The organism is Streptomyces sp. NPDC005931, from assembly GCF_042871235.1.
Lineage (GTDB): Bacteria > Actinomycetota > Actinomycetes > Streptomycetales > Streptomycetaceae > Streptomyces.
Genome location: NZ_JBIAIG010000018.1, coordinates 109,356 through 123,472, shown reverse-complemented (window position 1 = coordinate 123,472; position 14,117 = coordinate 109,356). Strand labels below are relative to the sequence as shown.

At 72.1% G+C, this 14,117-nt stretch carries 12 protein-coding genes and 1 pseudogene; all 13 read right to left on the bottom strand.

Annotated elements, in window-relative coordinates; translation table 11 throughout:
- Positions 1-348: pseudogene (locus ACFYOV_RS30110) on the bottom strand (hypothetical protein); the annotation flags it as partial.
- A gap of 644 nt (positions 349-992) precedes the next feature.
- Positions 993-1,865, bottom strand: a complete 873-nt coding sequence (locus tag ACFYOV_RS30105) for a serine hydrolase (protein WP_389093020.1) — start codon at positions 1,863-1,865, stop codon at positions 993-995.
- A gap of 316 nt (positions 1,866-2,181) precedes the next feature.
- A complete protein-coding gene (locus ACFYOV_RS30100) occupies positions 2,182-2,898 on the bottom strand; it encodes an HAD family hydrolase (protein WP_389093018.1) in 717 nt (238 codons plus the stop codon).
- Positions 2,895-3,431 (bottom strand): sugar O-acetyltransferase, encoded by a 537-nt coding sequence (locus ACFYOV_RS30095; RefSeq protein ID WP_389093030.1) that lies wholly within the window; start codon positions 3,429-3,431, stop codon positions 2,895-2,897. The genes ACFYOV_RS30100 and ACFYOV_RS30095 overlap by 4 nt, the downstream gene beginning before the upstream one ends.
- A gap of 103 nt (positions 3,432-3,534) precedes the next feature.
- Positions 3,535-4,407: an endonuclease/exonuclease/phosphatase family protein gene (locus tag ACFYOV_RS30090; RefSeq protein WP_389093017.1), complete on the bottom strand. Its 873-nt coding sequence runs from the start codon at positions 4,405-4,407 to the stop codon at positions 3,535-3,537.
- The gene (locus ACFYOV_RS30085) at positions 4,404-5,450 is read right to left on the bottom strand and encodes a methyltransferase (protein WP_389093014.1); all 1,047 of its coding nucleotides are present in this window, start codon (positions 5,448-5,450) and stop codon (positions 4,404-4,406) included. The genes ACFYOV_RS30090 and ACFYOV_RS30085 overlap by 4 nt, the downstream gene beginning before the upstream one ends.
- Entirely contained in the window at positions 5,447-6,829 is a 1,383-nt protein-coding gene (locus ACFYOV_RS30080; RefSeq protein ID WP_389093012.1) for an MFS transporter, read from the bottom strand. Before ACFYOV_RS30080 ends, ACFYOV_RS30085 begins: the two co-directional genes overlap by 4 nt.
- Positions 6,826-7,458, bottom strand: coding sequence for a DUF1349 domain-containing protein (locus ACFYOV_RS30075; RefSeq protein ID WP_389093009.1), 633 nt, complete (start codon positions 7,456-7,458; stop codon positions 6,826-6,828). The genes ACFYOV_RS30080 and ACFYOV_RS30075 overlap by 4 nt, the downstream gene beginning before the upstream one ends.
- The gene (locus ACFYOV_RS30070; RefSeq protein ID WP_389093007.1) at positions 7,455-8,288 is read right to left on the bottom strand and encodes an SDR family NAD(P)-dependent oxidoreductase; all 834 of its coding nucleotides are present in this window, start codon (positions 8,286-8,288) and stop codon (positions 7,455-7,457) included. Before ACFYOV_RS30070 ends, ACFYOV_RS30075 begins: the two co-directional genes overlap by 4 nt.
- On the bottom strand, positions 8,285-9,676 hold the full coding sequence (locus ACFYOV_RS30065) for a glycosyltransferase family 4 protein (protein ID WP_389093005.1): 1,392 nt from the start codon (positions 9,674-9,676) through the stop codon (positions 8,285-8,287). Before ACFYOV_RS30065 ends, ACFYOV_RS30070 begins: the two co-directional genes overlap by 4 nt.
- Positions 9,657-11,462: a 1-deoxy-D-xylulose-5-phosphate synthase N-terminal domain-containing protein gene (locus ACFYOV_RS30060; protein ID WP_389093002.1), complete on the bottom strand. Its 1,806-nt coding sequence runs from the start codon at positions 11,460-11,462 to the stop codon at positions 9,657-9,659. Before ACFYOV_RS30060 ends, ACFYOV_RS30065 begins: the two co-directional genes overlap by 20 nt.
- Positions 11,459-12,772, bottom strand: a complete 1,314-nt coding sequence (locus tag ACFYOV_RS30055; protein WP_389093000.1) for an aspartate aminotransferase family protein — start codon at positions 12,770-12,772, stop codon at positions 11,459-11,461. Before ACFYOV_RS30055 ends, ACFYOV_RS30060 begins: the two co-directional genes overlap by 4 nt.
- A gap of 244 nt (positions 12,773-13,016) precedes the next feature.
- Positions 13,017-14,108, bottom strand: a complete 1,092-nt coding sequence (locus tag ACFYOV_RS30050) for a phosphotransferase (RefSeq protein ID WP_389092997.1) — start codon at positions 14,106-14,108, stop codon at positions 13,017-13,019.
- Positions 14,109-14,117 lie beyond the last annotated feature (9 nt).

Below are 14,117 nucleotides of genomic sequence, written 5' to 3'. Positions count from 1 at the left end.
CAGCACGGGGAGACAGGCCTGAATCTCGAACTCCAATGTAGTGTTCCCTCCGTCCGGATCCGTCGACCAGTCCATCGCTGCGGACTGATCCCCCGAGACGGTTCCGTCGAGAAACTCGCACCAGTGCGAGTACGAGCTTTGCAGGACGAGGTCGCCCGGGACCTCCAGGTCCAGAACGAGCACTCCGGATTGCAACTCCGCGTCGCTGAGCAGCATCCGAGCGGTCGCCAGCACCCGCTCCTCCCCGCTGTCGGCACCTACCCACGCCCAGACCGGCGGCCTGCCCTCACAGTCGATCCCGCCCCGCCGCATCTCGTCCGTCATCACCTCATCGTCGGCCTCGTCCACCGCTGTCGCCGTAGCCGCAGCAGCACTGCCTCGTCCAGGTAACCGACCCTCCCCGTTCAGCCCTTCAGGACGTTTGTCTTGACCACTCATCATGCGCAGGCTGACCGGAAGTAGCACCGCAACCGAGCAGGACGACGTCGCCTCCCGCTCCTGCCCTTGGCCCGGTGCGCTCGCGCTGTGCCGCGGTCGGCGGCGGGATCCGGGGTGGCGACGCAACGCCGCCCCCGCTCCTGACCACCAGCTGGTGCCCGGCCCCCACGGTCGGGCACCAGCGAGCGTCATGCCGTGTGCACGGAGCTGGGTCAGCACCACCGCTGCTCCGCAGCCGTCCCTCCAGGGCTGCCAGGACGCGGTCGGATCGGGTCAGGCGTGCCTGTCCTGCCGGTACCCCGGTCGCATCGGTGCGACTGTCGAAGCCGTCGTCGTTCTCGAAGACAGGTGGAGAGACCTGTCGTTGCCGCCGGCCGCAACGATCGGCGGCAATGAAGCGGTTCCCGGTCATGGTCGCCTACGCGGTCCTCGGTGCTGCGGCCGTCGGACGGGAGCCAGCAGCCGGCCATCGCACGCCCGATGGTGAGTGCACCGGCGGCCGACATCTCTTCCTGTGGAGGGAAGGGACCGGATGGTGTTCCGCGGCAGATCGTTCACCCGGGCCACGGACGGACGTGTGCGCTGGCTGCGCCGATCGCCGCCCTCGCCGCCCGTTCGACCAGCGAAACGCCGCCCTCCATTGACGCATTGCCGTCGCTCAGCACCGAGACCAGATACCGACGCCCATGCACCGTGACCTGGCCGACGCTGTTGACGACCCACAAGCCGGTTGTGGTCCGCCGCACCCAGCCGTTCTTCAGCGCCCATTGGGAGCCGACTGCGGACACCCCCCAGTCCTGATCCTCCTCGATCCCGCTCATGAGGTCCTGGATGTAGCCACGGGACGCCTCGTTCAGCCCTTCGTACGAGCGGCGGCCAGGAGCCCCCGGCCCTGGGGCGAAGATTGCGCGCAACAGCTTGACCTGGTCCGTCGCTGTGGTCTGGCTGAGGCCCCACCTCATACCTGGACCACCGTAGGTCGAGGAAAGCCCCAGCCGTTCGTTTGCCGTGTCGAGGCCTTCCGCCTTGCCGATCGCCCGCCACAGGATGTGCGCCGCGTGGTTGTCGCTCGCCTGAATCATCGACTCGGCATATCGGTGCTCCGCAGCTGTGAGTCGGCGATCCTCGTCCTGGATCTGAAGCAGGAACGCCGCGAGGATGCCCACCTTGATGATGCTCGCCGTGTCGAACGTCGCGTCCCGCCCGTATGAGGCGATCTCCTGGTCGGAGTTGTCCAGGCCGAGCACCGCGACCGCCACCCGGGCGTTCCCGCGTGACACGACCGGTCCGAGCGCCCGCGCGAGAGTCCTGCCCAGGCTCGCGCGCGGGGGATACGCCGGCCCGGGGGCCGGCGCGCCTGCCAGCGCCAGGGGCGCCTGCGCCTGGTGGGGCGTGCCGGTGGTGGCACAGGCTGTCAGCGACGCCACGACCGCGGCGCTGACGCATGCGGCGCAGAGCCTCGGCGAGTACGCGCGGAGGCCGCGCGTCGTACGCGTCCGTCTCTGTCCGTCGGGCATGGCAGGCAACCTTCTCTTATTCCTTCTGGACCGATGGTGAGGTAGCCAGAAAATATGACAAGCCGGATGTAATGACGGTGATTGACCAGGGCAGGCGTGTCGCTCCCCAACGGGTCCTCGTCGGAATGATCCCGGGGTCTCCCGGGCCGTTGAGGCGTACATGTGGCTGTGGACGGACGGCGAACCCTTGGAAGGGTCCGTTCGGGTCGTCAGTGTGCCGATCACCTCAGGGTGTCGTGAACAAGGCCACCAGGTCCGCATCGCGCAGGTCGGGCAGCACCAGGTCGGCGGCCCCGTGGGGGAGGCCGCGGGTCAGCGGCGTCGGAACGGCAACCACGGTCATGCCTGCGGCCCGCGCCGCCGCGATGCCGGTGAGGGAGTCCTCAACGGCCAGACACCGCGCGGGCGCCCGGCCGAGGGCGGATGCGGCCTGCAGGTACGCGTCCGGCGCCGGCTTGCGGCGTACCACATCGTCGCCGGTCACCACCGCGCCGAAGTGATGGGCGATCCCGAAGTGCCGCAGCCAGCGATGCACCCACGCACCGTGGGACGACGAGGCCAGGGCCAGGCGCAGGCCCGCGTCCGCCGCCCGCTCCAGGACGCGGGGGACGCCGGGCAGCAGGCGAACATGGGCCGGGGTCATGAAGACCTCCCACAGTTCCTCGAGGCGCTGCCGCAGCCGCTCGTCGGTGAGGCCGGGACCGAGGGACGCCGCGGGGGTGCGGGCAGCCGCGGCGACGTCGTGGCGCAGCAGCTCGAAGAGCCGCGGATAGCCCTCGGGCCGTCCGCACACCTCGCGGGCCCACACGTCGCGGGGGAGGCATGCCCCGCGCTCCTCGAAGAGGGCCGTGCAGGCGAGGAAGTCCGGGTGGACGGAGTCGATCAGCGTGCCGTCGAGGTCGAACACGACCGCCTCGAAGCGGAGCCGGGAGCGAGCGGTCACGGCAGCTCCCTGACGATTCGCGCTGGGTTGCCGACCGCGAGCACCCCGGAGGGCAGACTCCTGGTGACGACGCTGCCCGCCCCGACGACGGTGTCGGCGCCGATCGTCACGCCCGGCAGGACGGTCACCCCGCCGCCGAGCCACACCCGGTCGCCCAGGGTGACGGGCCGGGCGCTCTCCCACATGTCGCTGCGCAGACGCGGGTCGTGGGGGTGGTTGGCGGTGAGGAGCTGGCAGCGGGGACCCAGCAGGACGTCCTCACCGAGGACGATGGGCGCACAGTCCAGCAGCACCGCGTCGAAATTGATTTTCGTGCGCGCGCCCAGTTCGATGAAGAAGCCGAACTCGCACAGGAAACGCGGCATCACCCAGCCACCGGGCTCGACGCGGGCGACGAGTTCGCGCAGGACCACCTGGCGGGCCGCGAAGTCGCCGAGCGCGGTGGCATTGAACCGGTCGAGCAGCGCCATGCACCGAGTGCGGTGCGGGAGCAGCGCCGGGTCGGTCGCGTCGTACAACTCTCCCGAAGCCAGCCGCCTCTTGACGGCGTCGAGGTCCTCGTCGAGGCCGGTGCCGGGCGTGCCGGCATCGCGGGGTGCGGTCGGTCGCACGGTGGGAGGTGTTCCTTTCCGGGGGTCAACGGCGGCGGAGCCGGATCGTGACGGGGCGGTGGTCGGACGCCGGTGGCCGGCCGTCGCCGAGCGGCTCGGGCCGCGGATCCAGCGCCCGGTAGGCCACGAGGTCGCCGACGAGGGAAGGGGACAGCAAGAGCAGGTCGATGCGGCGTTCCGCTTCCCCGGGCAGGAACTGCCCGTACGTCGGCGTCCGGTCGCCGAGGTGCGCCGCCGCGTCCACCAGCAGCGGGTCCGAGGGGTCGCCCAGCAGGCTCCGCAGCGGCGTACGGTCGGCCCGTCCGTCGGCGTCCAGGTGGTCGTCCCGCCGGTGGCGCGGTACGCGGCTCCAGTCGGGCTCGCGGTCGCCGGGGGGCACGCAGTTGGCGTCCACCCCGACGACGAGCGGCGGCAGGGCGGGATCGGCGTGGTGACGGAGGTGGTCCGCCTCGATGCGACGGCCCGTGGGGCTGTACGGGTCGAGGTGGGCGACGAGGAAGCGCACCGGCGTGGTCCAGCCGGGCAGGCCGAGCGTGGCCAGGCCGTGCCCGTGCCAGTGGGCCGGCTCGTGCGGAAGCCGATCGACATGCAGCACCCGCACGTCAGGCCGCCAGAACACGGCGAGGTGGCACCCCGTCCTCGCGGGGAACAGCGCGCCGTTCATCCCGAACCCGGCCTTGGCGTCCTCGAACAGCGCACCACCGTCGAGGTGCCAGCCCCAGCCCTCCGTCGTCAACAGCACCGCGGGCCGGTGGGACGTGACCAGCGCGCACTGGGCGAGCCAGCGCTCGTCGTGACCGTCCAGCCGCTCGATGCCGGCCTCGTACAGGTTCCAGAACATCACCAGATCGGTCGCGGCGGGGAATGCGACCGGCGGTCGGATCGGTGTACGGGTCACTTGATGCCGACCACCATCGACTCCGGCCCGGCGAGGTGCTCGACGTAGGTGTCCCGGAAGCCGGCCCTGCGCATCCACTCCTGGCACTGGGCGCCGGTGTAGTCGAAGCCGCCGGGCACCTCGGCGTGCATGATCAGGCTGAGGATCAGGCCGACGGCGTTGCTGCGCCGCTCGTCGTCGATGAGAGTCTCGTACACCAGGACCGCGCCGCCGGGCGGCAGCGCCGCGTGGGCCTTCCGCAGAAGCTCGAGCTTCTCCTGCTCGTCCCAGTTGTGGAGCACGTGACCGAGCACGATCACGTCACCCCAGGGCAGCGGGTCGAGGAAGAAGTCACCGGGCCAGAACTCGACGCGGTCGGCGACCCCCAGGGATTCCACGTACCGCTCGAATCCCGTGCGGACGGGCGGCAGGTCGAATCCGACGGCGTTGAGGTGGGAGTGGCGGCGCAGCAGCCATCCCGGCAGCGCGCCCTCTGCGCAGCCGACGTCCACCAGGGTGCGGTAGCGGCCCCAGGGAAAGCGCTCCGCGATGGCGCGCACCGAACCGATGCTGAGAGCGGTCATGTCACGTTGGAAGGCCCGCACGGAGTCCTCGGTGGCGTACGTCTCCGAGTAGAAGTCGCGCCCGTCGCGGGCCGCACCCGCAGCCTCTCCGGTGCGCAGCACGGAGACCAGGTCGTCGGCGAGCCCCTTGCACTGGGTGAGGAAGCTGTCGCCGAGGTACGTGGCGGGTTTTGCCGCGTCCAGGTACTCGTGCGACTCGGATGCGTTGGCATAGACCTCGCCGGTGCGCTCCAGCAGGCCGAGCGCCACGAGGGCGTCGAGGAAGTCGGCGGCGGGGCGGGGATGCAGGCCGACGCGGTCGCACAGGCCGGCAGCGGTCAGTGGCTCCTTGGCGAGCTCGGTGAAGACACCGAGTTCCACGGCGCTGAGCATCGTCTTGGTCTTCCAGTGGGCCCACATCAGGTCGGTGACGGGCTGCGGGGACACTGGCTGCGCAGCCGTCGCGCGCGTCGGCTGCTGCTTCTGCTGCGGCGGGATCATGCGGAGTTCTTCCTTTCGTCGGGGCTTTCACCGGTGGGGCGGCCCGAGCCGTGGGCCGGTACGCCGGCGGGGACGGGCGGCGACGGGCCCGCCGCCGGCGTGCGGTCCGCGCCGGTCGGCCGCGCCGAGCGGACGGCCGCGAGCAGCGCGGCGGCGGCCGCGACCGCGAGAGCGGCCAGGGCGAGGGGGATGGAGGCCGGGGCGCCGGGGTCGGTGAACCGGCCGAAGGCGAGGGGCAGGGCGGCGCTGCCCGCGAGATTGGCCGTCAGCAGCACGCCGCTGACCCGCTGCCGGGCACTCGGCAGTACCGTGACGGCCCAGCCCAGCAGCGTGGGGAAGGCCCCCGCGAGGCAGAGGCCGGCCAGGCCGTACGCCGTGGGGGCCAACGCGCTGTGGGTGGCGGCGGCCAGCCCGGCGGCGCCTGCGCACAGCGACAGCGCCACGAGCAGCGGGTGGGACACGTGCCGGGCGGCCAGCGGCAGCAGCAGCCGGCCCACGGTGAGGCCCGCCCAGAACAGGGCCGTGAGCCGAGCTGCGGCGTCCGGTGCGTACCCGGCGGCGATCAGGTGCGTGGCCTCCAGGGCGCCGACCCCCGCCTCCACCCCGGCGTAGCCGAACGCGGTGAGCGCGCACGCCACCAGCACGGATCGACGGCCCGCGAAGGTGACCCCTCCGACCGGGGTGCCGGGCAGGTCGCGCCGGGTGCTGTGGACCTGGCGCGGCGTCCCATGTCCGTTCGGACCCGCGTGCTGCGTGCCGATCCCGCCCGCCGGGTCGGCGGACGAAGGCGCCGCCCCGGCCCGGCGGAACGGGGCGCAGCACAGGGCCAGCGCCGTGACCGCCCACAGCACCTCCCGTACCGCCCCCGTCGCACCGACCAGCAAGGGACCCGCAGTGGCCCCGGCGCCGAATGCGGCGTGCAGCCAGTTGAGGAGCCGCACGCCGTGTGCTCCGCCCGGCCGCCCGAAGTAGGTGTTGGCGTACAGGACGAGCCCGCCGAAGCCGATGCCCGTGACCAACGCCCAACCGGTCAGCACCCACCAGACGGGCGCCATCGACATGCCGCCGCACCCGGCGGAGAACGCCGCGATGAGCCAGGCGACGAGCACCCGCCCGGGCACCCGTCGCTCCAGTCGCGCGCAGCCCAGGAGCGCGGCCAGCGCACCCGCGTTGTAGGCGAACACCAGGTCCGTGCCGTCACCGGTGTCGCCCGTGCCGTACGAGGCGCGCAGCAGCGGCAGCGCGGCGCCGAGGGCCGCGGTGACGACACCGAGGAGCAGGGACAGAACCAACCCGGCGACGACGGTGCTCCCGTGCGTTGCGGCCGTGCCCGGCACCCCCGCGTCCCCGCTCACCGCGGTCGGGCCGGGGCCGCTCACCGTCTGTCCGCCAGAGCGACGGGGGCGTGCCGCAAGGCACTGAAGGACGCGGTGCAGGAGTCCGAGAAGGGAGCCTGTGCGAACAGTCCGACCCGCACGCCCCGGTCGTCCGGGCCGAAGAACGTGCGCACGAATCTCCAGCCCCGCCCAGGAGCCGCACGGTGGAAGACGGCGTGCCGACGCCCTTCGCGGGTGATCAGCAGATCGGCGTGCGGGCCGTCGAGCGCTGGGCCGGCCGCCTCGTCCGACACCGGCCGGGACACGACGGTGACGATCGCCCAGCCGCCTGCCCGAGTGCGTTCGACGCACACCTTGAACCAGCCGTCCGAGGTGTGCACGACGATGCCGCCGGCGTCCCCGAAGGCATGCCCGTCCACGGCGACGCGTACTCGCAGGGTGTGGTCGCCGTCGACCCACCGGCCGAGCAGCGGAACGGCGGACGCCTCGTACGCACCGGGCATGGCGAACAGGTCGGCGCCGCGTGCCGCGCGCACCTCGAGAAGGCCGGTGCGGGGCACGGATCTGGTGCCCGGCCCGTCGAAGCGCCACGACGGGTCGTCGAAGGGGATCGGGCGGCCGTCCGGGACGGCGGTCGCCGGGGTGCGCGGGACGGGAACGGGGGTGGTCACGGTGCCGTCATCCCGCCGTCGACGCTGATCGCCTGGCCGGTCACCCGGGGCGCCGACGCGAGGTAGAGCACCAGACCGGCGATGTCCTGCGGGGTCTGGAAGGCGCGCTGCGGGATCATGGCGCGCATCCGTTCCCAGCACTCGTCCTCCGTCTCGCCGGGGCGGACGAACTCGGACAGCAGGTAGCGCCACATGTTGGAGCGCACGATGCCGGGGCAGACGGCGTTGACGCGGATGTTCTCCCTGGCCACTTCCTGGGCCAGGGCCGCGGTGAAGCCGACCACGCCGAACTTCGCCGCACAGTAGTGGGCGACCTTCGCGAAGCCGGAACGCCCGGACACCGAGGAGAAGTTGACGATGGAGCCGCCGCCCGACGCGCGGAGCAGCGGGAGCGCTGCCCGCGAGGAGAGGAAGACGCCGTCGAGATTGCCGGAGACGACGTGCCGGAACTCGGCCAGCTCCATCCGTTCGACGGAACTGACATGCGTGACGCCGAATGCGTTGACGACCGTGTCGAGGCGGCCGGGACCGGCGGCGATCTGCTCGTAGAGGCGGCGGACCGCGTCCTCGTCGGTGGCGTCCGCCTCGGCGGCCGTCGCGGACAGGCCTTTGGCGGTGAGCCGTTCGGCCAGGGCGCACGCCTCGCCGTATCCGGTGACCTCGGCGGAGCGGTAGTGGTTGTACGCGGAGGGCAACCGGTCGGTGTCGGCGATGACGACGTGGGCTCCGCGCTGGGCGAAGCCCTCGGCGACGGCGGCGCCGATGCCACGTCCGCCGCCGACGACGAGTGTCACCTGCCCGGTGGAGCGTTCTTCCTGGTCCGTTGTCATGGAGCGTCCCTGAGAATGTGAGGCGGTCCGGCAGGACCGGGTGCGGGGGCGGCGAGGGTGTACGTGAGCGGGGGCAGGACGAGGGCGTCCAGGAGGCGCGGGAAGGCCCGGTAGTCGGCGAGGTTGCGCTGGGGAGCCGCGACGATGCGCCGCAGTGCGGGGTCGTCGTGTCCGGTTCGGGCGGCCAGCGCGTCGAGGGCTCGTGCCAGTTTGTCGTCGCGCCGTTCGAAGAAGTCCCGGAACAGCTGTGTGGCCCGTTCGGTGTCGTCGGCCGGGTCCGTTCCATCGGTGCGGGGGGCGACCCGGACCGCGTTCGCGAGGGTGTGGTCATGGGCGGTGACGGCGGGGACCGGGTTACCGGCGAGCGCCTTCAGGAACGCCTCTTCCGTATAGGGGGCCTCGGTGCGCAGGGACGCGGGTGCTATGTCCCGGGTCAGCAGTCTCGACACGAGTTCCTCCTCGTCCACCCGCCCGAGGGGGCCGACGCGTCCCATGTCGAAGGTGCGTTCCGTTTCCAGCGTGGTGGGCAGGAGATTGCCGGCCGGCAGCAGTTCCACGGCCGGGCCCACGTCGGCGGCCAGCACCGGTACGCCATGGGTGAGCGCCTCCAGGACGACGCGGCCGAGCGTCTCGCGGGACGCCGTGCTGGGAAAGAGCAGCACGTCGATCGCGTCGAAGAAGGCGGCCAGGCGGCTTTGCGGCCAGATGCCCTCGATACGTACGGACGCGTCGGAGGTGCCGGCCTCGCGCAGCGCCGCACGGACGCGGTCGGCCTCCCAGCGGGCGGCGTTCGGCTTGCCCGCGCACAGCAGGCTCACCCTGCCGCCGGTCTCCCGGTGACAGCGGGCGAAGACCGACAGCACCTGGTCGAAGTTCTTTGCCCGGGACAGCGCGCCGAGGTAGCCGATGCGCAGGGGGCGGTCCGGCTCCGGGAGCGGGCGGGGCGCGCGGCGCGGCAGGCGGTCGAGCATGGGATAGGAGACGGCGGTCCCCTCCTCGGTGAGCGAGGGGAAGTGGCGCAGGAACAGCCGGCGCGTGTACTCGGTGGGGAACAGCACGAGGTCGCCCGGGCGGGTCAGTGGCGCGCACATCTCCTCCTGGGCCCAGTAGCCCGACCAGAGGGCGGTGTGGACCTCGCGGACGATGCGATGGTCGCCGCCGTGCCGTTGCCGCCAGTGATGGTAGAGGAACGCATACGGCCCTGACCCGGCGTAGACGACCTCGTCGCCGCGTACGCCGCTGACGCAGCCGGGGCCGGTGGTCAGGTCGTGCAGGGTGACGGAGCCGTGGCGGGACAGCAGCTCCGACATCTCCCGGTGCATCAGGATGGCGCCGTCGACGATGCCTGTGGCGTCCGGCGTGCGGTAGTCATGCGTGTGCAGGCGCACGCCCTGCCTCCCGGCTGTCGGTCGCCAGCAGCGCGGCGAGCCGTTCGCGCAGCCGGCCGGGGTCCATGCCGTGCAGTGCCAGCTGCCGGGGGTGCACCCGGTTGGCGATGTCACGCCGCACGGCGTGCACGTCCACCGGGAGCAGGTACCGGGAGCGCAGACGTTCGCCGAAGCCGCCCTCCGCGCCGTTGTACTCGACGCTCAGGAGACGCTCGCAGCCCGCCAGGGCGGTGAGCACCCCGTGGTCGAGCCGCGGTTCGAGGGCCGCGCAGTGCAGGTGCGGGACACCCAGGTCCCGGTTGGCCTCGGCGACGAGGACGCCGGCGTAGCCGAAGGTGACGACGGCGACGTCCGGTCGTCCGGTGTGCCCGCCGTCCCCCTTGACGCCGGGCGGGGTGACCCAGACGGACCCGTCGACGTCGGCGGCGCAGTCGCGGGCGGGAGGCTCGAACCGGGCGTCGACCATACTGAGGACGTGCGTGGTGGCCGGATTCCGGCCGAGCCGGTCGAGGCACGCGGCGAACTCGGCCTCGGTGACCGGCTCGTACACGCGGGTGTGCAGCAGCAGGCCGAGCAGATTGACGGCGTTGTGGGCGCCTCCCCACGCCCCCCAGCTGCGTCCGGCGAGGACGAGGAGGTTGCGTGCGCTTGTGGTCGCCTCGGTGAGCATGCTCAGCGAGTCCATGTAGTACATGGCGTCGGTGGCCACGACCTTGAGGGTGTCCTCGGGCAGCGAGAGAGTCATGCCCACCGTCAGCGTCTCGGCGAGACCGGTGTTGGTGTAGGGGACGTGGCCGCGCAGTCCGAAGCGGGCGGCCATGTCGGCCGTGAACACGGCCGGCTCGCGTCCGGTGCTTTCCCGGTGCGCCGCCAACATCTGTCCGGTGGCCGAAGCGAACGGCGCGCGGGGGAGCGAGGTTCCGCTTCCGACGGCTGCGGCCGGTTTGAAGCTGTGGTCGCCCTTGCGGGTCCTGCACACCAAGACGGCGGGGCCCGGCAGGGCGAGCAAGGCACCGAGGGCCGCCTCCACGGCCCACTCGTCGCGGCCGTCGGCCTCGACGAGACGTCCCAGGTACGCCGACAGGTATCCGGTGTTGACGGGTTTGGCCAGCGGCTCGATGCCCTTGGCGTTCGCGTCGACGACGAGGACCAGGTTGTCCAGGCCCGCGTCGTGTGCGAAGCGCAGCGCCTCGAACGTGACGCCCTCGTGAAGTTCGCCGTCACCGGCGAGGCACACGACCTTGCGCCTCTCGCCGCGGCGGGTCAAGTCCCAGGCGAGGCTAACCGCTTGGGCCACGCCGACACCGAGGCTGTAGCGCATGGTGTTTCCGAAGCCCAGGTCGCGGTGGACGACGCCGGTGAGGCCGCCCTGATGGAGCGTGGCCAGCGGGGTGAACGGCAGCGTGCCGCGCACATAGTTCTCGGCGTAGAAGGCAGGGGCGATGTGACCGCGGCCCACGATCAGGTCGGCGGGACCCCCACCGTCGTCGTCGACGAGGTTCAGGGCGAAGCAGGCGCGCACCAGCGGCAGCGACGACAGGTTGCTCTGGTGGTTGCCCGAACCGGCGATCTCGTGCATGCGCAGCAGGACGTCCGCGCTGTCGGTGTACAGCCGTTCGGGCACTTGCGCGGCGAGCTTGCGCAGTCCGTCGAGCAGCGCAGTGCCGCCGTGGTCGCCGCGCTGCATCTCTTCCAGCTCGCGCCGGACCACGGCGTTCTCCGCCGTGGTCAGCCGGGGCAGTGCGGCGAGCACCGGCTCGGCAAAGAGGTCGAGCAGTTCGTTCACCGTCCGGCCCCGCAGACCTCGTCCAGGGCTTCACCGAGCACGCCGGCGATCTCGTCGGCCTCCGCCGTCGAGGTGACGAACGCGGGCGCCAGGACCACCCAGTCGTCCTGCCCCCGGAGGATGAGCCCGCGCCGCAGGCACGCGGAGACGACCCGCTCACCGGCGTGCTCGCCGCCGGCCAGCTTCACCCCGTACAGCAGGCCGACCGCTCGGACGGTGCCCCGGTCGCCGACGGCGTCCCTGAGCCGGGGTTCCAGGTAGGCGGACAAACGGCCGACCCGGTCCTGGTACCGGCCCTCCCGGAACAGGGTGACCGCCGCGAGACCGGCGGCCGACGCCAGTGGATTGGCGGCGTACGTGTGGGAGGGCGCGAACGACACGGGACCGCCGGCCTCGCCGAGGACAGCGGCTACGTGCTCGGCCATGAGCACGGCTGCCAGCGGCGCGTACCCGCCGGAGATGCCCTTGCCGACGCAGAGGATGTCGGGTGTGACGCCGAAGGTGTCGGCGGCGAAGGGCTGCCCGGTACGCCCGAAACCGGTGACGATCTCGTCGAAGACCAGCAGCACTCCGTGGCGGTCACACACCTCGCGGATGCGCGGCAGGTAGTCCGCCGTCGGCATCGCCATGCCGCGGAGGTGGATGACGGGCTCCAGGACGACGGCCGCCACGGAGTCCGGGCCCTCCGCCTCGATGGTCCGTTCGATCATGGCGGCGGCCAGCTCACCCGACTGCGTCGCCGGGACGTTCCAGAACGCCTCCAGGCAGTCCGGCGGCCAGACGTGAACGACGCCGGGGAGGCCGGGACCAAAGCGGGTGACGTCGGGCCGGCCGGTGAGGGACAGGGAACCGAAGGTAGCCCCGTGGTAGCCGTGGTAGTAGCTGAGGATCTTCACCTTGCCGGGGTTGCCGTGGGCGCGGTGGTACAGCCGTGCCAGCCGGATCGCGGCCTCGACGCTCTCGGAGCCGCCGTTGACGAGTTTCGCCGCGGTGATGCCGGAGGGGGCGAGGTCGACCAGTGCCTGGGCCAGTTCCAGTGCGGAGCGGTTGGTGCCGTGGAGCGGTGGGTTGAACGGCAGGGTGCGCAACTGGTCGGTGACGGCCTGGACGATGGGCTCGCAGTCGTATCCGAAGCAGGTGACGAAGACACCGGACAGGGCGTCGAGATAGCCGCGGCCGGCCGCGTCGGTCAGGCGGACGCCCTTGCCGGACTCGAAGAGCAGGGACTCCTGGGAGTGCGGCACCTCGAAGCAGAACGCCGAGAGGTCGGGCGGCCAGACGGACGGGGCAGGCGGATGGACGGTGCTCATGGGCAGTTCCTCACTGTCGGGTGGCCGGGTTACCGGTCGGCGATCGGGTCATCGGGGCGGTGCGTGGTCGACGTGATGTCCGGCGCGGCGAGCCCGCACCGGCCAAGCAGGGCGTGTGCTCGGCGGCAGGACGGAGCCGGGGCTGCGGGCCATGCGCGAACTGGTGGGGGCACGGGCACGGGCACGGGTCTGGTCCGGGACTCGACGGAGGAGTCCGGGGCAGGCGTGCTCGGATCCGGACGGATCAGAAGTCCGGGGCCGCGACGAGCAGCCGGTGAACGGCGAGTCTGCGGCCGGGCGACAACAGTGCGAAGTACTCGAGCCACTGGGGCGAGAAAATGCCGCGTTCGAGGATGTCCTTGGCGATGTCCACGACGACGGGCAGCGAGTGAGCCATCAGCAGCGGCATCAGCCGCTCCTTTTCGCCGGGTGCGAGGAGCCCTCGCCCGCGCGCTTCGGCCAGGAAGTGGCCGATGGCCGCACGGGCCCCGGCGGGGTCCTCCTCCCCGCTTGCGCAGACCGCTGTGTCGGCGAGCCAGGCGAGGTCGAGCAGCCGGTCGTTCACGTGCAGGTTGTCGAAGTCCAGTACCGCCTCGACGCGTGCGGGGCCTCGCGGGGCGAGCAGGAAGTGCTGCAGGTGCAGGTCGCCGTGGACCACGGCCCTTCCCCGGGCGGCCTCCGGGCCGGTGACGGAGGACGATGTCCGCCGTAGCAGTGGGGCCGCGGCGGCCAGTTGACGCAGAGCGGTGGCGGCCGCACGGTGCCAGTGTCCGGCACCGCCCTCCGCCTTCGGCAACAGCCGTGTCTCGGCGTCGTCGAGCGCCGCGGGCCAGCGCTCCTCCTCCACCAGGGTGGGCAGGCGCACGGTGGCGAGTTCCTCGGCCACACCGGGCGGCACTGCGTCCAGTGCCTCGCGCAGATCCAGACCGGCGCGGACGATGGCGGCAGCGTGTTCCTCGCTGCCGGCGGTGACGGCCGAGCCGGCACTGCGGGGGCTCAGCTCGCAGGCGAGGCCGTCGTGCCGGACGCCGGGTCTGCCATCCACCGCCGGGATCACCGGCAGGGTGGGGACACCGCGTAGTCGGCAGTGGGTGAGAATCCGGTTCTTGAGGGTGTCGAACCGCTCGGCACGGACGGCATCGCGGTTCAGTTGCACCTTCATGACGTGCTCGCCCTCCGGGCCGTCCACCGTCCACAGTCCCGCCGTGTGTGTGAGGGGGGCCGTCCCGGCGACGGTGAGGGGCCGCAAAGCACGTTCGCCCCACGTGCCACCCCAGTGGGTGGCCAGGACATGCCGTATCCATTCCTCGCTTCCTGCGAGAGCGGAGCCGGTCATCGGGAGTGC

Bases quoted from the DNA above. Each gene is read 5' to 3' on its own strand.
- ACFYOV_RS30085 (WP_389093014.1), bottom strand. From the start codon at position 5,450: ATGATCCCGCCGCAGCAGAAGCAGCAGCCGACGCGCGCGACGGCTGCG.
- ACFYOV_RS30070 (WP_389093007.1), bottom strand. From the start codon at position 8,288: ATGACAACGGACCAGGAAGAACGCTCCACCGGGCAGGTGACACTCGTC.
- ACFYOV_RS30050 (WP_389092997.1), bottom strand. From the start codon at position 14,108: ATGACCGGCTCCGCTCTCGCAGGAAGCGAGGAATGGATACGGCATGTC.
- ACFYOV_RS30055 (WP_389093000.1), bottom strand. From the start codon at position 12,772: ATGAGCACCGTCCATCCGCCTGCCCCGTCCGTCTGGCCGCCCGACCTC.